Below are 17,830 nucleotides of genomic sequence, written 5' to 3'. Positions count from 1 at the left end.
TCATCCCTGGAGCTCGACGACGGACTGTCCGATCTGCACACCCACACCCGGAGCGAGCGGGAGGATGCCCTGCACGCGCTCCTCGCCGATGTAGGTGCCGTTCGTGGAGCCGAGGTCCTCCACGAACCACTGGCCGCCCTGCGGGAAGATCCGTGCGTGGCGCGACGACGAGTAGTCGTCGTCGAGCACGAGGGTGCAGCTCGGCGCCCGTCCGATCAGGACGCCGGACGACGTGAGCGGGATGGTGGTGCCCGTGAGCGGGCCTGCCACCACGACGAGCCGCGACGGTCCTCCGCGCTGGGGAGCGCGGGTCGCGCCGCCACCGGGGGCCGGCGACGGGGCCGGCCCCGCGAGCTCCGGCCGGCGCCGCCGGCTGCTGGGGGTGCGTGGTCCTGCCAGGTCGCGCCGGAGCACGGCGACGGCGGAGAGCACGAACACCCACAGCAGCACGAGGTAGCCCAGCCGAAGCAGGGTGAACGTCAGCTCGCTCATGTCGGGATTTTCACCAGTCCTCGTTGTCTGCACCGGATGCGCTACCGGTCCAGAACATGATGCGGGTACGGCCGATGGTCATCGTGTTGCCGTCGAGCAGGGTCGCGGCCGGGACCTGGTGGCCCTCCACGTACAGGCCGTTCGTGGAGCCCATGTCGGTGGCCACCACGCCGTCCGGCGTCACGCGGATCTCGAGGTGGCGCCGGGAGACGCCCGGGTCGTCCACCACGATGTCCGCCTCGGCGTCCCGTCCGATGACGGTGACCGGGCCGGTGAGCAGGTACCGCTGCCCATCGATGTCGATGAGCGGGTGCCGCCCGGTCGGCGCGCCGGACGTCGCCGGTGCGACACTCCCCTGCACGCTGCGCGACCGTACGGTGAAGCGGCCGGGTACCAGCTCGTACTGCTCGTCGAACGTCACGCTCACGGGTCCCACGAACGCGTAGTGCTGCGTCGCGGCGTACGCCGTGATGTTGGACGCGAGCTCGTCGGCGAGGGTCTGTGCACCCCACGCCTCGATCTGGGCGAAGTCGTCGGGAGCGAGCTCGATGGTGAACTCGTTCGGCGCGACAGTACGGTCACGTCCGACGACCGCGGCACGGTCGTCCAGCTCACGTCGCAGCCTGCTCGCCAGTTCGACCGGCTTCACCTCGCCACGTCCCACCTTGGCGAACGCGTTGTTCATCATGCGCTCCACGCTCTTCTCGAAGCGGTCCAGGGCGCCCATGCCACCTCCTTCCGGGTCTGCGCCGGGCAGACTACCTAGATCGTATAGACCGGTAGGTCCCCGCAGACTCCAATACTGTGGATGTCCTGCGGATCTTCTCCGATCTTCCCTCAGGAGGCGCGGTGAAGAGAGGCGTGGGCGGATCCGCACGCTACTAGACCTGCGGCGGGACGTGAACCACTTCACTGTTATTGGATTCGGAGTCCCCCCGTTTGCCGTGCTAGCCTCATCCAGCAGCGCGCGAGTGGCGGAATAGGCAGACGCGCACGGTTCAGGTCCGTGTGCCCGAAAGGGCGTGGGGGTTCAACTCCCCCCTCGCGCACGTTGTTACGAAAGGCCCCGGCTCGAGTCGGGGCCTTCGTCATGCCCGGGCCAGTCACGCTCCGGACGGGCGGCACTGCCGTACGTCAGACGGAGCGCGCCATCTCGATCTCCTGACCGAGCGCGCCGTCCAGCCGGACCCCGGTCGGGTCGAACCCGCACTTCCGGTAGGCGTCCTGCGCGCGACGGTTCTCCGCGTGGACGTAGAGCCTGACCCGGTCCAGCCCGCGTCCCCGCGCCCAGTCGAGGCTCTCCTCGAGGAGCCGCTCGATCAGCCCGGATCCCCGGTGCCGCGGCTCGATGAACACGCCGACGACGTGGCCGCCGGACCTCTCGACGGTTCTGCCCTCGAAGTCCTTCTCCCCGGCCGACTCGACGATGACGACCGACGTGCCGACCCAGCCGCCGTCGTCCGCGACCGCCACGAACTGCCGGGCGCCGGCTGCCGGTCCCGCGTCGAGCGAGGATCCGGCCGCGCGGTCGATCCAGAAGCTGTCGGGCATCGCCGCACCCTCGTCGTAGGACTCGACGAAGGCGAGCGGAGCCGCTTCGTCCCTGAGCCCGGCGAGACGCAGCGCACGGACCTCCCGCCACTCGGAGGCCCTGACCGGTCGGATCGTGTAGCTGCTCACCCCCGGCATCCTGCCACCTTGCCGAACGTCGAACCGGGCGCGCCGACGCGTCACACGGCGCTTGCGATCTCCAGCCGTGCCGGCCGGCTGACGGCGGAGGCCTGCCCCGGCGGGAACCGCCCGTCCTGGCCAGGCGTCACCGAGCCCAGCACGCGCGGGTGCCGCGCGCCCGTGGCGCCGGGCAGCACGCCGGGCAGGCCGTGCCAGGTGTGGAAGCCGAGCACCGCGAACGCCAGGGCCTCCTTGGCCTGGCTCGGTACGCCCAGCTCGTCCGAGGTCCGCACCGTGGTGCCGGGCAGCTCGTCCCGCAGCGCGGCCATGATCGCGGGGTTGCGCGTACCGCCGCCTGACGCGACGACCTCGGTGGCGGTGTGCCGGACGGAGTCGGCGACCGTGCGCGCCGTGAGTGCGACGAGGGTGGCGAGGAGGTCCTCGGCGGCCGGTGGCACGGTCCCGAGCCGGTCCAGCAGGTAGTCCAGGTGGAAGTGCTCCTTGCCCGTCGACTTCGGGGCCGGGCGTACGTAGTAGGGATCCTCCAGCAGGTGTTCCAACAGGTCGGGCAGTACCCGCCCGCCGGCGGCGAGGAGGCCGTCGGTGTCGAGGGCGAGGCGGCCGCCGGTGACGTGCCGCGTCGCGGCGTCGAGCAGTGCGCAGGCCGGACCGGTGTCGAAGGCGAGCGGGGTGGTCCCGCCCCGCAGCACGGTCACGTTCGCGATGCCGCCCAGATTGAGGGCGACGGCGGTGCCGGGCCGGCCGGCGAGCCACAGGGCGTCGAACAGGCTCACCAGGGGAGCGCCCTGCCCGCCCGCCGCGACGTCGCGGGTGCGCAGCCCTGAGACGACGGGCAGCCCGGTGGCCTCGGCGATCCAGGCGGGCTCGCCGAGCTGCAGGGTGCCGCGCACACCGCCGTCGTCGGGCGCCCAGTGGAAGACGGTCTGACCGTGCGACACGACCAGGTCGGCCTGCCCGGCGCAGAGCTCGGCCACGGCGCGCGCGGCCAGGTCGGCGAAGACCTGGCCGATGCCGGTGTCGACCCGGCACACCGCCTCCATCGTGGCGTGGGCCGGGGGCAGCGCCGCGACGAGCGCGGACCGGAGACCCGGCGGATAGGGCACGGACAGGTGCCCGAGCGGCGTGAGCGCCAGCGTGTCCCCGGTGAGCCGGAGCTCGCACGCCGCCGCGTCGACAGCGTCGTGGGACGTGCCGGACATGAGTCCGACGACCCGGAGCGGCGGCGCCGTCTTCGCAGGTGATGCGTGATTTCTGGGTATCGGTTTCCCCATCGGACCGACTCCTCCGGTCGTGTTTGCGCCAGTGTTACCCCCTTGGGCTCACTTTGCGCCACAATCTCCACCATGCTCGACGTCTCGATCGCCCCAGCTCCGGCGCCGGACGCGCCGTTCGAGGACCACATCGAATGGGCGCGCAACGCCCCTGCTACCCCCTTGACCCCCGCGGCGCTGTTCACCGGCGGTCTCACCGACGCTCCCGTCGACGACCGTCTCACGGTCGACGCCCCCGCGTGGGACTACCCGGCGCTTGCCCGCGAGGCCGTGCTGCGGTCCCGGGGGGCGGTGCTCGACATCGGTACCGGAAGCGGTGACTTCTTCGCCGGCCTCGGCCCGCTCCCGAAGGGTTCGGCCGCCACGGAGACAGGCCCTGCCTTCCTCACCGCCCGACGCCGGCTCGAGCCGCTCGGCGTGGACGTACGCCGGGCCGAGCCGTCCTGGACGGGCGACGTGCTGCTGCCGTTCTTCGACGGTCAGTACAGCGTGGTGCTCAGCCGGTTCAGCACCATCGAGCCCAACGAGGTGGGCCGCGTCCTGGAGCCGGGCGGGACGTTCCTCACCGAGCAGGTGGACACGCGCGACGGTATCGCCCTCAACCGGGCCCTCGGGGTGCCGCTCGGCTGGGACCCGGACGGCGTCACGATCGACGTCGTCTCCGACGGGCTCGTCGCCTCCGGCCTGGAGATCGTCGAGGCCACCGAGTTCGCGGGCACGCGGACGTTCAAGGACCTGTCCTCGGTGCTCTGGTACCTCCGGACGGCGGCATGGCAGGTGCCGGACCTCGCCGACCTCAGCCCGGCCGCCGTCGCACGCCACGAGGCAGGGCTGCGCGCGCTGCACATGCACTTCGCGACGGGCAACGAGCTCGTCGACGAGGCGCCGCGGATCCTGGTCACGGCGCGCCGGCCCTTCTGAGCAGGCTCGCCACGGCGTTCGCCATCGCCTCCGGCGGCACCTCCGTGCCGTGGCCCGGCAGGGTCACCCGCCGTGCCGCCGGGAGCACGGCGGCCAGCGACTCCGCGGCGAGCGCGACCGACATGGCGCTCGCCGCGCCGTCGGCCACGACGACCGGCTGGGTGATCACGTCCCACCGGCCCATCAGGGCGCGCTGACCCAGGGCGACGCCGGCGAGGACCCTGCCGTCGTAGGCGATGGTCGGGGCGATCGCCTCGAGCCCGGGCCACGACGGCGACTCCCGCATGCGCGGCAGCAGCCGGCACGGCATGCCGACCACGTCGAGGAACAGCTCGACGGCACTGCCCGGGTCGCCTTCCTCGATGCAGTTCTCGACCCCGGCGATCATCCGGGGATCGGTGGGTGGCTCGCCGCTCGCGACGTCGTACGTGGGCTCGTAGCAGAGCACGCCGGTGACGCCGTCCCCGAGGTCCGCCGCCGCGCGCAGCGCGAGGAACGAGCCGGAGGAGATACCGAGCAGCGCCGCCGGGCCGGTCACCTCCAGCAGGGCGGCGATGTCGTCGACCTCCCGGTCCACGCTGTACGGGGGAGTGTCGCCGCTGCCACCGCGTCCCCGTCGGTCGTACCGCAGGGTGGTCGCCCGGTCGCCCAGCTCCGACGCCACGGCGAGCGTGACGGGCAGGCGGTGGGCGAGAAAGCCGTCGACCACCACGATCGCGGGAGCGAGGCCGGGTGTCGGACCGGTCAGGTCGTACGCGAGCCGGGTGCCGTCTGCCGACGTCGTGAAGGCGTCGACGGTGCTGGTGGTCATGCAGGGCAGACGGCCCGCACCCCCAAAAGTCGTCGCTCGGGCAGGTGACCGGGGCCGGCGATTTCGCCGCGAGGAAAAAACCTGGGCGACTGCCGTGTCGAGGCGTAGGTTCGTGGGCACATGAGAAGGGAGGTGATCCGAGCTGTGATTTCACATCGGACCCATGAGGTGGTCGCGCGCTAGTCGCGTGACGCGTATGCGTTTCGCGCCCACGCAGGTCGGAAGGCTCAGCACGGGGCCTCGCTGATCTGTTCGGGCGCAACGGGACATGGTGGCGAGTCTCTCGCGACCACCGGAGCCCGCGGGTGCCGTGCCCTCGTCCAGCACGGCTGACGAAAGTCGCCCCGCGGGCTTTCCCGCGCCTGCGGACGGGGAGAATGGGGCGCGTGACTGCCTACCGTGTGATGACCGTCTGTACGGGCAACATCTGCAGGTCCCCGATGGCCGAGATCGTGCTCCGTGACCGCTTCGAAGCGGCGGGCCTCGGCGAGTCCGTCGTCGTGGACTCGTCCGGCGTGAGCGACGAGGAGCACGGCAACCCGGTGGACCGGCGGGCACGGGCGGTCCTCGCCGAGCACGGCTACGACACCGGTAGCGCACACGGCGCGCGCCAGGTGGCCGCGGCGGACGTCGGATCGCGAGACCTGCTGCTCGCGATGACGGCCCGGCACGCGCGCCGGCTGCGGGACCTGGCCGGGCGGGTGCCCGGAGACACCACGATCCGGATGTACCGTTCCTTCGATCCGGCGGCCGACGGGCTTGCCGAGGAGCAGCTCGACATCGCCGACCCCTGGTACGGCGGCCCGGACGACTTCGAGGTGTGCCTGGCCGAGATCGAGGCGGCCGCCGACGGGGTCGTCGCCTTCGTCCGGGCGCGGCTCGGCGCGCCCACCCGCAGCTGACGCAGGGGCGTTTCACCCCGCTACATCCGGCTCGGTGACGCCACGCCGATTACGGTGTGGGAATGACGTCCGCGTCGCCCGGCCGGCTGGTCGTCCTCACCGGGGCCGACGGCCGCCTGGGGTCCAGGCTCGCCTTCCGCGTGGCAGCGGCGGGTGGTCACCAGCGCCTGCTGGTCGCCGGCAAGGGTGCGGCACCGCGCCTGCCCGACGGCACCCCGCTGCCGGAGGCGGAGATCGTCGCCGTCCCCGCCGAGGCAGGCCCGCGGGTCCTGGCCGCCGCGTTCCATGGTGCGTACTCGGTGTTCCTGGTGCCGGGCAGGGAACGCCCCGGGCGGGTGGCCAGGCACCGTGCGGTGATCGACGCCGCGGTGCTCGCAGGGGTGCGGCACGTGGTCTACGTGTCATCGGTGGGGGCGGGGGCGGACGCGGTGTCGTCCGCCGCCCGTGACGACTGGCTCACCGAGGAGTACCTGCGCGGGACCGACCTGGCGTGGACGATGCTGCGGGTCTCGATGTTCCACCGCACCCTGACCTTCGCCGTCTACGACGAGTCACGCAGGTCCGGGCAGGGCGCCGTGCTGCGCGCGCCGGCCGGGGACGGCCGGGTCGCCTCCGTTTCGCACGACGACGTGGCCGACGTCGCCACGGCCGTGCTCCTGGACGAGGACCCCAAGCGTCACGCGAGCCGGACCTACCACCTCACCGGACCGGAGGCGTTGAGCCTTGACGAGGTGGCCGCCGCCCTGTCCACCGCGACGGGCCGCACGATCCGGTACGCGCCACAGACTCTCGACGAGGCGCGCTCGCTGTTCTACCGGTCGACCGCCGCGGAGGTCGAGGACTGGATCACGCAGTGCCAGGCGATCGCGGCAGGCGTGCTGGCCCAGGTGAGCCCCGACGTCAGGCATCTGGCGGGGCGCGGCGCGCGGTCGCTCGAGGCGTGGCTCGACGACTATCCGACGGAGTGGGCGCACCTGCGGTTACCGTCGGTGAGATGACGAGCCTCTCCTCGGACCTGGACGACGGAACGACGCCGGAGCCCGCGTGGGAGCCCGATGTGCTGCCGGGCTTCGAACGCCTGACACTGCCTCTGCACCCCGACGAGGACGAGCCGGAGGTCGTGGCGACCCTCGTGCGCCGAGCCCGGCCCGCGCCGGACGAGCCCTCGGAGGGCGACGGCGTCCCGTCGCGCCGAGGCATGCGCCGGGTGGGTGCCGAGAACCCACAGGTGGCGCGCCTCTGGGACGAGCTGTCGGAGCTGGGACGGCGGCTGCACCTGCGGGGTGCGGCACGTCAGGACACTGACGCGGCGGAGGACGCGGCCGAGGCCACCGACCCGAAGGTCGTCGTGCCCGACGCCGGAGTCGACGTCCTGTACGTGCACGGCTGGCTCGACTACTTCTTCCAGACCCATCTCGCGGACTTCTGGGAGACCCTCGGAGTCCGTTTCCACGCCCTCGACCTGCGGCGTTACGGTCGCAGCCTGCGGGAGGGGCAGACCCCCGGATACGTCCGCAACCTCGGCACCTACGACGAGGAGATCGAGGCGGCGCTCACCGCCATGGGGCACGGACGTGACGCGGCTACCGAACGCAAGCTCTTGCTCATGGGCCACAGCACGGGCGGTCTGATCGTCAGCCTGTGGACGGCGCGCAACCAGGAACGGGTCGCCGGACTGGTCCTGAACTCGCCGTGGCTGGAGTTCCAGCCGCGCGAGGCGGTGCGCAAGATCATGGAGCCCGGCATCCGGGTGCAGTCGGCGCTCGTGCCGCGCAGCCAGCTCGTCAACCTCGATCGCGGCCTCTACGCGCGCTCGATCTCCGCGCGCTTCGACGGCGAGTGGGACTACGACGTCGCCTGGCGTCCCGACGCCGGATGGCGCGCGACGCCGGGCTGGCTCGCGGCGATCTTCCGCGGGCAGGACCAGGTGGCGCGCGGGCTGGGGATCCAGGTGCCGGTCCTCGTGCTGCTCAGCACCCGGAGCACCATCCCGACGCGGTGGAGCGAGGACATGAAGAGCACCGACTCGGTGCTGGACGTCGTCGGGATCGCCCGCAGGGTGCCCGACGTCGGCTCACTCACCACCCTGGTACGCATCGCCGGAGGCCTGCACGACGTGACTCTCTCGGCGAAGCCCGTGCGTGAGCAGGTGTGGCGCGAGACGCGCCGCTGGTTTCGCGGCTACGTGCTGGCCGGTGACTGACGCAGGGGCGCGATTCCGGGCCTCCGGCCCCTGGCGAGGCCGCGCGCATGGTGGGATCCTTGAAGGGAGTCGAGGTGCCCACACCGACGTCGGGCACGAAGGGCGATGCGCCATGACAACGCACCAGGAGACCCATCCCCGGGCTCGCCGGGGCGGGTTGTTTCTCGCTCGGAACGAGGCAGCCGTCGGGATCGCCGCACTGGTCCTCGGCATGCTGATCTCTCAGGGAACAGCGGAGGGGGTGACGATCGCCGGCTGTCTCGCCATGGCTGCCGGCGTGGTGCTGGGCAAGGCCGGCGCCCGCCGGGCCCGCCTGGCCGTGGCAGCGGGGCTGGGGCTCGTGCTCGGGTCCGTTCCCTACTGGCTGATGACCGCGGTGGTCATCGTGACCGTGTACGGGTTCTGACGCCGTTCCACCGCCTCACCAGAACCTCCACCAGGGCCGGTTCTGCGAGGTCGCCGGCTGACGCGTGGCCGGCGTCGCACTGGATCCTGCCGTCCGCCGGGCCGCGCGCCTGGCCCGCCACCTGCGCACCTCCTCGTCCACGTCCCGGGTAGGCGTGACGACGGGCGGTCCGCCCTGGAGCTGGCGCCGGGCGTCGACGATACGGGCGTTGAAGTCAGCGACGGTCTCGCGCACCCGCTCCTCCGTCACCTCACGGTCGAGCGTGTCGTCCAGCTCGGCGCTGTCCTTGCGCAGCTGGGCCGACGGCAGGACACCGGTGATGTTCTCGCGCTCGATCAGGCCCTTGAGCCACCAGTCGGGGTCGTGGGTACCGCTCAGCCCGGGGATCGGCTTGCCCTGCAGCGGGAGGTTGTCGAACTCGCCGCGCCGCATCGCCTGGTCGACCACGGTGTCGACGTAGCGTGAGCGTTCCTCGACGCTCATGCTGCCGAGCGACTTCTTCTCCTCGGCGCTCTCGTCCGGGCGTTCGGCGTCGAGGGAGTCGTCCCGGTCCTCGGCGCTCGCCGCCTCCCGGTCCACGCGGTACTGCGCGACCCGGCGGAGCGGGTCGTTGTCTGCGTCGTTGCGCGAGCCCGGCGCCATGGCAGCCATGTTACGACTTTCACAAGGGGCGGGGAAGGGCGGCACTGCGACCGCGTGGGCCATGATGGGCCGCATGAAGGTTTCTCGTCGGTCGCTCGTTCCCCCGTTCGCCGTCATGGAGGTGCTGGCCGCCGCGAACGCGCGCCGTGCCACCGGCGCCGACGTGCTCAACCTCTGCGCGGGGGAGCCGTCGACCGGCGCGTCCGACGTGGTGCGCGAGCGCGCCATCGAGATCCTCCGTGACGGCGCTCTCGGCTACACCGAGGCGATGGGCGTCCCGGCACTGCGTGCCGAGATCGCCGGCCACTACAAGCGCTGGTACGACGTCGACGTCGACCCCGCGCGGATCGCCGTCACCACGGGCTCGAGCGGCGGGTTCGTGCTCGCGTTCCTCGCGTCGTTCGACGTCGGTGACCGGGTGGCGCTCGCCCGTCCCGGCTACCCCGCCTACAAGAACATCCTGTCGGCGCTGGGCTGCGAGGTCGTGGAGCTCGACTGCGGCCCGGAGACTCGTTACCAGCCCACCGTGTCGCAGCTCAACGAGGCGTACTACGGGGGAGGTCTCGACGGCGTCATGGTCGCCTCGCCCGCGAACCCGACCGGCACGATGATCACGCCGGCCGAGCTGGCCGCGATCGCGGAGTGGTGCGCGGACCACGACGTGCGGCTGATCAGCGACGAGATCTACCACGGCATCGCCTACTCGGACGAGGTGGCACAGGCTACGGCGGCCACGTTCGTCGGGCAGGGCGCGGTGGTCGTCAACTCGTTCTCGAAGTACTGGGCGATGACCGGCTGGCGGCTCGGGTGGCTCGTGCTGCCGGACGAGCTGGTCGCGCCTGTCGACGCCCTCGCGGGCAACGTGGCGCTCTCGCCGCCCGCGCTCGCGCAGCAGGCGGGCATCGCCGCGTTCACGCCCGAGGGTTACGCGGCGGCGGCGGACAACGTGGCCCGGTACACGGCGTCGCGCACCCTGCTCCTTGACCGCCTCGGCGAGCTCGGCTGGCGGCCGGTCGCGCCCGCGGACGGCGCGTTCTACCTGTACGGGAACATCTCGGCGTTCGGCCTGGACTCCGTCACCTACTGCGCGCGACTCCTGGCCGAGGCCGACGTCGCGATCACCCCGGGGACGGACTTCGACGGGGTGCACGGGCGCGACTGGGTGCGGCTGTCGTTCGCGTCGTCCCTTGACACGGTGTCACGCGCCGTCGACCGGATTGCCGCCTGGCACGCGACGCTCTGACCGATCGCGACCCGGCTCAGTCGCGGCGGCGCAGCACCTCGGGGAGCGCGACCCAGACGACGGCGAGCAGCACCAGCACGCAGGAGCTGACCACGATCCCCTCGGTCCGGCCCACCACGACGTCGAAGACGAGCAGCGTCGCACCGGTGATCACCAGGCCGAGCACGCCGAGTGCCACCCGGGTCAGCCGGTCACCGAGGGTGACGATGTTGACCTTCATCCGCCTGCGGAAGAGGGACCGGTGCACGGCTACCGGGGCCACGATGAGGGCCGTCGCCGTCACCGAGGTCACGACCAGAACCAGGTAGACGGTGCGCTGGAAGTCGTCGAGGTCGGCGAACCGTGCCTGGAACGGCAGCGTGAGCAGAAACCCCGTGAGGATCTGCACGCCTGTCTGCATGACTCGGAGCTCCTGGAGGAGCTCGTTCCAGTTGCGGTCTGCCCGCTCGGCGGGTGACTCGTTGCGTCCATCGGTCTCCACGGTCCCCATTGTGGCGCGATTCGGGCGTGCCGGGCGGTCGGGCCGGATTTCACCCTCTCGCATCACCGCCTCCCGTGGCCCGCCCCCGGCGGCCGGGGGAATATGCCGCTGGGGCGGGACGCGTCCGCGTCCCCGGAACGAGGGGGCATGCACTGATGAGATCGATCATGCGACTGCCGCTGAGCATGGCGCTCGGCGCGACACTGATGGTGACCGGCGTGGCGGCGACGCCGAGCGTCGCGGCGGAGGCGGGTTCGGCGGACTCCCTGCGTTCGGCGGACTCGGTGGCTTCGCCGGGTGCGACGGCGATGACCACCCGGGTCGACGACGTCGTCGTCACCGCGAAGATCTCGTTGCCGCCGGGGTCGTCGGTGGAGGGGTCCATCGTCGGGACGCTCAGCATCACCCACAACGGCACGTCGGCCGCCATGCGGTCCGGGCGCATGACGATGGTCGACCCGGAGGGCCGGAACCTCGTGGGTGGGCAGTTCACCGCGTCCGGGACGGCCAATGCCTGGACCTCGACCGTGCCGCTGTCCGCGGACGCCGCGTCGGGCATCTATCAGGTAGATGTGGACGCCGAGGTCGCGATCACCACCGACGACGGTGTGGTCAACGTGCCGATCCGCACGGCGAACCCCGTTCTGGTGCCGTTCCGCGCACAGCGGAGCATCCCCATGATCTGGACGTCGCCGTCGAGCGCACCGGCCGGCTCGACCATCTCGGTCTCGGGCGCGGCGAACATGAGGAGCCTGGGGACGGGCGACTACTCGCCGGCGACGGGGCAGGAGGTCAAGGTCTACTTCGATCCCACCGGGGACGCACCGGAGACGCTGCGCGCGACCCTCACGACGGACAACCGTGGCTACTTCACGACCCGGCAGGTGGCCGGTGCGTCCGGCAAGTGGCGCGCGGAGATGCCGATGACCGATGAAGGCGCTCGTACGGCGTGGACCATCACCTCCGCCGAGCGGGAGCGCAAGACCCGGCTGCGGCAGGGCTCGGTCAGCGCCACCCAGGGCGGCTTCACGGCGGGCAACCACCTGATGACGCACGACGTGGTGGTGGGCCTGGCCCCGGTGCAGCGGCGGGTCGACGTCGGCAGCCTCGGGTTCAGCATCGGCGGCAAGTCCGGCTGGGTCAGCGCGGACAGCCGGCGCGGCGAGGGCAGCTTCCCCGACGGGTACCGGGTGCAGAAGGAGCTGGTGCACTCCGGGGTCGGCACGAGCCACGTGACGTTCACGTTCAACCCGACGCTTCCGGCCGGCGTCTACGACCTCGGCATCCGGGATGCCATGAAGGCCTGCTCCGCACCGGACTGGGTGGAGAACGACGCGGCCAGCGGCGCGAGCAACTGCACGCACGACGTGCTGGTCCAGGACTCCACGGTCGCGACCATCGTGGTGAAGCGCGCGAGCACCACCACCGTCACGGCGTCCTCGACGTCGATCCCCGAGGCGGGGAACATCAGGCTGCGGGGTGAGGTGCGCAAGGTGCAGCTCGTGAGCGGGGGCGGAGCCCAAGACCGGCCCGCACCGAACACCGACGTCAAGCTGTACTTCGACCCGGCGGGCTCCGCAGGAGCCGTCTACAAGAAGACGGTCACGACGGCAGCGGACGGCACCTTCTCGACCCGCGTCGTGACGAACTCCTCCGGCCGGTGGATCGCCAAGTATGCGGGCACGCGCCTGCAGGCGCCGTCCCAGGACGCGGTGGGCATCACGGTCGGCTAGCGGCGGCCGGTAGTCGAGCGAAGGTCCGTCTCGACCATGCTGTTCAGCATGCCTTCTCACGAGGATGCATGCTGAACAGCATGGTCGAGACGGACCTTTCTGCGTGTCCGCGACCACACGTCAGTCATAGGTGGGGAGCTTGGCGTTTTCCGGGACTGTCACGCGCGGCGCGCCACCGCTAGGCATCAAGCTCGCCGAGCGCCCGGGGTCCGCCGGATTGTCATGCTGGGTCTGGTCAAGCCCCACCAGCTCCCGCAGCTGTGCGCCGCCCGGAACTGTGAGCTCGCCCATCCCGGGTACGGGCACCGGGCCGGCGAGAGCCAGCGAGAACGCCACGGCGGCCGCCGTCGCGCAGGCGCCCGCGGCCTGCCAGGACCGGTAGGAGCGCTCGAACGTCGCCTGCACCAGCTCCTCGGCGCGGTGGGGATCGCCGGACAGGAGGAGCGCCGTCTTGTAGAGGTACGGCCCGGCGTCGTGCACGAACGCCGTGAACTCCTGGCCCTTGGTCCGGGGAACGTCGACCCGAACCTGCTGATCGTCGCTCATCTGGGCAGACACGGTCGCGTGCTCTCCCTCGTCATGTTCCCCACCACGTGCGGGGCTGTACGAAAGGTTCCACGCCGTCGGGGCCGCCTCCGAATCCACTGGTCAGACGGCCCTAGCAGGTCGATTGACCGGGCTGATACCCGGGTCTAGCATGAGTTCATGACCAGAATGACGAATCTGGTCATGAGTTCACGTCACTCGCTCGGAGCCAGCCACATGACCGCCACCACCCGCCGCCACGGGACCGCTCAGCGCCGGATCCAGCGCGCCGAGCGGATCCTCGAGGCCGCGAGCGGGCTCGTCCTGCGCTGGGGCTACGACAAGACGACGATCGACGACGTCGCCCGCCGCGCCGGTGTCGCCAAGGGGACCATCTACCTGCACTGGAGCAGTCGCGAAGAGCTGTTCGTCGCCCTCATGCGCTGGGACCGCGCGGACATGGTCGGCGCCGTGCGTCGCCGGCTCCGCGAGAATCCGGCCTCGGCGACCCTCCCTGGACTGTTCGGCCACCTCGCGCGCGAGATCCACCGGCGCCCGCTGCTCCAGGCGGCACTGACACAGGACTCCGAGGTGCTGGGCAAGCTCGTGCGCCGCAAACGAACGAGCGGCACGGGCGGCGAGGTCGTCGAGCCGTTCCGGGAGTACCTGGCCACGCTCCGCGAGCACGGCATGGCGCGCGCCGACCTGACGGCGCAGGACCATCTCACCGTGCTCGCCACGGTCCTGTACGGCTCCGTGGTGTCCCCACAGATGCTGCCTCAGGCGTTCCTGGTGTCGGACGAGCGCAGGGGCGAGCTGCTCGACGACACGTTCGAGCGTCTGCTCGCCGCGGACCGGGCGCCGTCGAAGGCCGCGCGCGCCGCCTGCGCCGCCGCCACCCTCGAGTACGTCGACCGGGCTCACGCGATCGCGCGGGCCAAGCTGCGGGAGTCGCTCGGTGACGACCTCCCGCCGGAGAAGGGCCCACACCGTGACGACTGAGGTAGAGCTGCCGTTCGCCCTGGACCTTGCGGACCCCGAGGCGGTCCGGTTGGAGCTGACCGGCGGCAAGGGGTCGTCCCTGGCGCGGCTCGCTCTGGCGGGACTGCCGGTCCCCGGCGGCTTTCACGTCACCACCGACGCGTACCGCGCTGCGGTGCAGGGCGCACCGCAGCGCTCGATCATCCATGCGATGGGATCCGTGGACCCGGACCGGCCCGAGACGCACGAGGCCGCGGCGGCCCGCATCGCCGAGGTGTTCGCGGCCCTGGAGGTCCCGGCGGCGGTGGCCGACGCCGTCCGGGCGGGGTACTCGACGCTGCGCGCCGCCGGTGAGGCGGACGACGCGCCCGTCGCGGTGCGCTCCTCGGCCACCGCCGAGGACCTACCCGGAATGTCGTTCGCCGGCCAGCAGGACTCGTTCCTCGACGTCCGCGGCGCGGACGCCCTGCTGCGCGCCGTCAGGGACTGCTGGGCGTCCCTGTGGACGGCGCGCGCCATCGGCTACCGGGCCAGGCACGGCATCCCCGCCTCCGACGTGGCCCTCGCCGTGGTGGTCCAGCACCTCGTCGACGCCGATGCGGCGGGCATCCTGTTCACGGTCGACCCGATGACCGGTTCCCGCGACCGGGTGCTGATCAACGCGGCGTGGGGGCTGGGGGAGGCTGTCGTCGGAGGGCAGGTCACGCCCGACACCTACCTGGTGGCCCGCGTCGGCGGCGCGGTCGAGGCCAGGGTGATCACCAAGGACGTGCGGACCGTGCGGACGGCTGACGGGACGCGGAACGAACCGGTGCCCGCCGCGCTGCGGGACCGGCCGGCGCTCACCGACGAGCAGGCCGCCGGGCTCGCGGCGCTCGGCGCCCGCATCGAGGAGCTGTACGCGGTGGCCATGGACATCGAGTGGGCACTGCGCGACGGGTCACCCTTCATCCTTCAGGCGCGGCCTGTCACGGGCGCCGCCGGTCAGCGAGCCGTCACGGAGGTGTGGAACGACAGCCTGCGCGGTGACTACCTGTGGACGAACGCCAACCTCGGAGAGGCGCTCCCCAGCGTGATGACGCCGCTGACCTGGTCGCTCGTACAGGTCTTCATGGCCAACGCCATGGCCTCCGCCGATTTCGGCCATCCCGTGTACGGCACGATCGGCGGCCGCTTCTACATGAACCTCAGCGTGACCGAGACCGTCGGTCGAGCACTCGGCATGACCAAGATGTCCGACGCCGCGCAGCGTGAGGTCTTCGGTCAGCTCCCCGGCCACGTCGAGATCCCCGTCATCCCCATCGGGCGATGGGCCCTGATCAAGATGCTCGTCCCGGCGGTCCGGGCCAACCGGAAGGCGCTCGCCGCCGACCTGCGAGCCTTGCCGGGCTACCTGGCGACGGCCGAGCGGCGCGGCACCGAGCTGCGCGAGCGCGCCGCCCGTATCGACGACGTGCGGGAGCTGGCCGCGTTCTGGCGGGAGGAGCTCGCCCCGTACCTGGTGGAGAGCTCCCGGATGCTGCGCGGCGCCGGCAAGCAGGACGGCAACGCGTTGCTCAGCCTCCGCCGCGACCTGCGGGAGAAGCTCGGCGACGCCGATGCCGAGACGCTGACGTCCGGTCTGTCCGCCGGCGGACAGGGCCTCGCCAGCATGGGGCCGCTGATCGGCCTGCGCGAGGTGGCCCGTGGCGAGATCGACCGCGAGACGTACGTGCGCCGGTACGGGCATCGCTGCGCGGACGAGCTCGAGGTCTCGGAACCCCGCCCGGCGGAGCAGGCGGGCTGGCTGGACCGACAGCTCGCCGGCCTGGCCGAGACGGATGTCGACGCCCTGCTGGCACGGCAGGACGAGGCCCGGGCCGCCGCGTGGGCACGCCTTGACGCCCGGTCGCCGCGCGAGGCCGCAGCCCTGCGGCGCCGGCTCACCCGCTGGTCCAGGACCGTGCGGGACCGGGAGAGCGCACGGTCCGAGGTGGTCCGTACGTTCTGGGCGCTCCGTACCTTCGCGTTGCGAGCCGGCGAGCTCACCGGTCTGGGTGACGACGTCTTCTCCCTGCATCACGACGAGCTGTCGACCATGCTCGACGGTGGCGAGGTACCTCGCGCGCGCATGGCGATCCGTCGCGCCACCTACGAGCAGTACCGCGACCTGCCCGCGTACCCGGCGGTGATCCGCGGACGGTTCGACCCGGTCCGGTGGGCGGCCGACCCGGCACGCCGCACCGACATGTTCGACGAGCACGGCCGGGAGACCGAACCGGGGGACGAGGTGAGAGGTTTTCCGGGTGCCGCGGGTGTGGTCGACGGCGTCGCGAGGGTGGTGCGCACGGTGGACGACGGCGAGGCGCTCCGGCCCGGCGAGGTGCTGGTCACCTCGGTCACCAACGTCGGCTGGACGCCGCTCTTCCCCCGCGCGGCCGCGGTGGTGACGGACGTGGGCGCGCCGCTCTCGCACGCCGCGATCGTCGCTCGTGAGCTGGGCATCCCAGCGGTGGTGGGCTGCGGCAACGCGACGATGCGGCTCCGCACGGGCGACCTGCTCCGGGTGGACGGCGCGCGTGGGACCGTGGAGGTCCTGGAGCCGGCGGGCGCCGGGAACGGCTGACCTGCCCGCCGGTCGTGCCGTCAGAACACCGGCTTGCCGCCGGTCACGCCGAGCACGGTGCCGGAGACGTACGACGCCGTCACGGGGGAGGCGAGGAACACGAACGCCGGTGCCACCTCTGCGGGCTGTCCCGCACGGCCCAGCGGAGTGTCCGAACCGAACGAGGCCACCTTCTCCTCGGGCTGGGTGGCAGGCTGCAGCGGTGTCCAGATCGGGCCGGGGGCCACGGCGTTCACCCGGATCCCACGGGGCCCCAGCTCCGCCGCGAGGTTGACCGTGACGTTGTTGATGGCGGCCTTGGTCGCCGCGTAGTCCAGCAGCGAGGTCGAGGGCTGGTACGCCTGGATCGACGAGTTGTTGATGATCGCCGAGCCCTCGCCGAGGTGCGAGAGCGCCGACTGCGTCACCCAGAACAGCGCGTACAGGTTGGTCTTGAGCACGCGGTCCAGCTCGTCGGTCGTCACGTCCTCGACGGACTGCCGGCGGGCCATCTGATAGCCCGCGTTGTTCACGAGCACGTCGAGCCCGCCGAGCTCGCCGGCCGCCCGGTGGGCGATGCCCCGTGCGGTCGCCTCGTCCCGGAGGTCGCCGGGCAGGAGCGTGCACTGGCGTCCCGCCTTGTGTACCCACTCCGCCGTCGTCCGCGCGTCCCTCTCCTCCTCGGGGAGGTAGGAGATGGCCACGTCGGCGCCCTCACGGGCGAACGCGATGGCGACGGCGCGGCCGATGCCGGAGTCACCACCGGTCACCAGGGTCTTGTAGCCGACCAGCTTCTCGCTGCCGACGTAGCTGGCCTCGCCGTGATCCGGAGTCGGGATCATCTGATCGGTCGTTCCGGGCGGGTTCTGCTGCTGCGGTGGGAAGGGCTGGTCCGGGCTCATCTTTGTCCTCCATCGCCGTGTGGCGTGTCCGACCGACGTGG

At 71.9% G+C, this 17,830-nt stretch carries 18 protein-coding genes and 1 tRNA gene; 10 read left to right on the top strand and 9 right to left on the bottom strand.

From position 1 onward, the window contains the following. Window positions 1-492 carry an FHA domain-containing protein FhaB/FipA gene (locus ACYVK7_RS16340; protein ID WP_460888779.1) on the bottom strand — a complete coding sequence of 164 codons (492 nt, stop codon included), beginning with the start codon at window positions 490-492 and terminating at the stop codon, window positions 1-3. Window positions 493-502: 10 nt separating this feature from the next. After that, entirely contained in the window at window positions 503-1,219 is a 717-nt protein-coding gene (locus tag ACYVK7_RS16335; protein WP_020017306.1) for an FhaA domain-containing protein, read from the bottom strand. Between the two features lie 238 nt (window positions 1,220-1,457). Here ACYVK7_RS16335 and ACYVK7_RS16330 point away from each other — a divergent pair. Then, a tRNA-Leu gene (locus ACYVK7_RS16330) sits at window positions 1,458-1,541 on the top strand. An 85-nt stretch (window positions 1,542-1,626) separates the two neighbouring features. Here ACYVK7_RS16330 and ACYVK7_RS16325 read toward each other — a convergent pair. After that, a complete protein-coding gene (locus tag ACYVK7_RS16325) occupies window positions 1,627-2,172 on the bottom strand; it encodes a GNAT family N-acetyltransferase (RefSeq protein ID WP_460888778.1) in 546 nt (181 codons plus the stop codon). 50 nt (window positions 2,173-2,222) lie between these two features. Further along, window positions 2,223-3,383, bottom strand: coding sequence for an anhydro-N-acetylmuramic acid kinase (locus tag ACYVK7_RS16320; protein WP_460888777.1), 1,161 nt, complete (start codon window positions 3,381-3,383; stop codon window positions 2,223-2,225). Between the two features lie 144 nt (window positions 3,384-3,527). Here ACYVK7_RS16320 and ACYVK7_RS16315 point away from each other — a divergent pair, with 144 nt between their 5' ends. Next, the gene (locus ACYVK7_RS16315) at window positions 3,528-4,376 is read left to right on the top strand and encodes a class I SAM-dependent methyltransferase (RefSeq protein WP_460888776.1); all 849 of its coding nucleotides are present in this window, start codon (window positions 3,528-3,530) and stop codon (window positions 4,374-4,376) included. Here ACYVK7_RS16315 and ACYVK7_RS16310 read toward each other — a convergent pair. Beyond that, window positions 4,354-5,187 (bottom strand): alpha/beta fold hydrolase, encoded by an 834-nt coding sequence (locus tag ACYVK7_RS16310; RefSeq protein ID WP_460888775.1) that lies wholly within the window; start codon window positions 5,185-5,187, stop codon window positions 4,354-4,356. The two genes, ACYVK7_RS16315 and ACYVK7_RS16310, sit on opposite strands and share 23 nt — an antisense overlap. Before the next feature lie 377 nt (window positions 5,188-5,564). Here ACYVK7_RS16310 and ACYVK7_RS16305 point away from each other — a divergent pair, with 377 nt between their 5' ends. From ACYVK7_RS16305 to ACYVK7_RS16290, 4 genes are all read left to right on the top strand, one after another. Continuing rightward, window positions 5,565-6,089 carry a low molecular weight protein-tyrosine-phosphatase gene (locus tag ACYVK7_RS16305; protein ID WP_460888774.1) on the top strand — a complete coding sequence of 175 codons (525 nt, stop codon included), beginning with the start codon at window positions 5,565-5,567 and terminating at the stop codon, window positions 6,087-6,089. 62 nt (window positions 6,090-6,151) lie between these two features. Then, entirely contained in the window at window positions 6,152-7,087 is a 936-nt protein-coding gene (locus ACYVK7_RS16300) for an NAD(P)H-binding protein (protein WP_460888773.1), read from the top strand. Beyond that, window positions 7,084-8,292, top strand: coding sequence for an alpha/beta hydrolase (locus ACYVK7_RS16295; protein WP_460888772.1), 1,209 nt, complete (start codon window positions 7,084-7,086; stop codon window positions 8,290-8,292). The genes ACYVK7_RS16300 and ACYVK7_RS16295 overlap by 4 nt, the downstream gene beginning before the upstream one ends. 112 nt (window positions 8,293-8,404) lie before the next feature. Beyond that, a complete protein-coding gene (locus ACYVK7_RS16290; protein WP_460888771.1) occupies window positions 8,405-8,698 on the top strand; it encodes a hypothetical protein in 294 nt (97 codons plus the stop codon). Window positions 8,699-8,713: 15 nt separating this feature from the next. Here the strand turns inward: ACYVK7_RS16290 and ACYVK7_RS16285 are convergent, their stop codons facing one another. Continuing rightward, on the bottom strand, window positions 8,714-9,349 hold the full coding sequence (locus ACYVK7_RS16285; protein WP_460888770.1) for a DnaJ family domain-containing protein: 636 nt from the start codon (window positions 9,347-9,349) through the stop codon (window positions 8,714-8,716). 64 nt (window positions 9,350-9,413) lie between these two features. Here ACYVK7_RS16285 and ACYVK7_RS16280 point away from each other — a divergent pair, with 64 nt between their 5' ends. Next, window positions 9,414-10,583, top strand: a complete 1,170-nt coding sequence (locus tag ACYVK7_RS16280) for a pyridoxal phosphate-dependent aminotransferase (RefSeq protein WP_460888769.1) — start codon at window positions 9,414-9,416, stop codon at window positions 10,581-10,583. 16 nt (window positions 10,584-10,599) lie between these two features. Here ACYVK7_RS16280 and ACYVK7_RS16275 read toward each other — a convergent pair whose 3' ends face one another. Beyond that, window positions 10,600-11,073, bottom strand: coding sequence for a DUF6328 family protein (locus tag ACYVK7_RS16275; protein ID WP_460888768.1), 474 nt, complete (start codon window positions 11,071-11,073; stop codon window positions 10,600-10,602). Window positions 11,074-11,231: 158 nt separating this feature from the next. On the opposite strand from ACYVK7_RS16275, the gene ACYVK7_RS16270 reads away from it, so the two are divergent. Beyond that, on the top strand, window positions 11,232-12,797 hold the full coding sequence (locus ACYVK7_RS16270) for a hypothetical protein (protein WP_460888767.1): 1,566 nt from the start codon (window positions 11,232-11,234) through the stop codon (window positions 12,795-12,797). Between the two features lie 120 nt (window positions 12,798-12,917). Here ACYVK7_RS16270 and ACYVK7_RS16265 read toward each other — a convergent pair whose 3' ends face one another. Continuing rightward, window positions 12,918-13,343: a hypothetical protein gene (locus tag ACYVK7_RS16265; RefSeq protein WP_460888766.1), complete on the bottom strand. Its 426-nt coding sequence runs from the start codon at window positions 13,341-13,343 to the stop codon at window positions 12,918-12,920. Between the two features lie 216 nt (window positions 13,344-13,559). Here ACYVK7_RS16265 and ACYVK7_RS16260 point away from each other — a divergent pair, with 216 nt between their 5' ends. After that, a complete protein-coding gene (locus ACYVK7_RS16260; protein WP_460888765.1) occupies window positions 13,560-14,324 on the top strand; it encodes a TetR/AcrR family transcriptional regulator in 765 nt (254 codons plus the stop codon). Next, window positions 14,314-16,908 carry a PEP/pyruvate-binding domain-containing protein gene (locus tag ACYVK7_RS16255; protein ID WP_460888764.1) on the top strand — a complete coding sequence of 865 codons (2,595 nt, stop codon included), beginning with the start codon at window positions 14,314-14,316 and terminating at the stop codon, window positions 16,906-16,908. The genes ACYVK7_RS16260 and ACYVK7_RS16255 overlap by 11 nt, the downstream gene beginning before the upstream one ends. A 20-nt stretch (window positions 16,909-16,928) precedes the next feature. Here the strand turns inward: ACYVK7_RS16255 and ACYVK7_RS16250 are convergent, their stop codons facing one another. Then, entirely contained in the window at window positions 16,929-17,789 is an 861-nt protein-coding gene (locus ACYVK7_RS16250) for an SDR family oxidoreductase (RefSeq protein WP_460888763.1), read from the bottom strand. Window positions 17,790-17,830 lie beyond the last annotated feature (41 nt).

The organism is Promicromonospora xylanilytica, from assembly GCF_054782895.1.
This window is presented reverse-complemented; position numbering and strand designations above follow the sequence as displayed.

What these genes read in the sequence shown, in the direction of transcription:
- ACYVK7_RS16320 (WP_460888777.1), bottom strand. Translation starts at nt 3,383, where the DNA reads ATGTCCGGCACGTCCCACGACGCTGTCGACGCGGCGGCGTGCGAGCTC.
- ACYVK7_RS16310 (WP_460888775.1), bottom strand. Translation starts at nt 5,187, where the DNA reads ATGACCACCAGCACCGTCGACGCCTTCACGACGTCGGCAGACGGCACC.
- ACYVK7_RS16265 (WP_460888766.1), bottom strand. Translation starts at nt 13,343, where the DNA reads ATGAGCGACGATCAGCAGGTTCGGGTCGACGTTCCCCGGACCAAGGGC.
- ACYVK7_RS16295 (WP_460888772.1), top strand. Translation starts at nt 7,084, where the DNA reads ATGACGAGCCTCTCCTCGGACCTGGACGACGGAACGACGCCGGAGCCC.
- ACYVK7_RS16280 (WP_460888769.1), top strand. Translation starts at nt 9,414, where the DNA reads ATGAAGGTTTCTCGTCGGTCGCTCGTTCCCCCGTTCGCCGTCATGGAG.
- ACYVK7_RS16335 (WP_020017306.1), bottom strand. Translation starts at nt 1,219, where the DNA reads ATGGGCGCCCTGGACCGCTTCGAGAAGAGCGTGGAGCGCATGATGAAC.
- ACYVK7_RS16305 (WP_460888774.1), top strand. Translation starts at nt 5,565, where the DNA reads ATGGGGCGCGTGACTGCCTACCGTGTGATGACCGTCTGTACGGGCAAC.
- ACYVK7_RS16275 (WP_460888768.1), bottom strand. Translation starts at nt 11,073, where the DNA reads ATGGGGACCGTGGAGACCGATGGACGCAACGAGTCACCCGCCGAGCGG.
- ACYVK7_RS16300 (WP_460888773.1), top strand. Translation starts at nt 6,152, where the DNA reads ATGACGTCCGCGTCGCCCGGCCGGCTGGTCGTCCTCACCGGGGCCGAC.
- ACYVK7_RS16315 (WP_460888776.1), top strand. Translation starts at nt 3,528, where the DNA reads ATGCTCGACGTCTCGATCGCCCCAGCTCCGGCGCCGGACGCGCCGTTC.
- ACYVK7_RS16260 (WP_460888765.1), top strand. Translation starts at nt 13,560, where the DNA reads ATGACCGCCACCACCCGCCGCCACGGGACCGCTCAGCGCCGGATCCAG.
- ACYVK7_RS16340 (WP_460888779.1), bottom strand. Translation starts at nt 492, where the DNA reads ATGAGCGAGCTGACGTTCACCCTGCTTCGGCTGGGCTACCTCGTGCTG.
- ACYVK7_RS16285 (WP_460888770.1), bottom strand. Translation starts at nt 9,349, where the DNA reads ATGGCTGCCATGGCGCCGGGCTCGCGCAACGACGCAGACAACGACCCG.
- ACYVK7_RS16290 (WP_460888771.1), top strand. Translation starts at nt 8,405, where the DNA reads ATGACAACGCACCAGGAGACCCATCCCCGGGCTCGCCGGGGCGGGTTG.
- ACYVK7_RS16270 (WP_460888767.1), top strand. Translation starts at nt 11,232, where the DNA reads ATGCGACTGCCGCTGAGCATGGCGCTCGGCGCGACACTGATGGTGACC.
- ACYVK7_RS16250 (WP_460888763.1), bottom strand. Translation starts at nt 17,789, where the DNA reads ATGAGCCCGGACCAGCCCTTCCCACCGCAGCAGCAGAACCCGCCCGGA.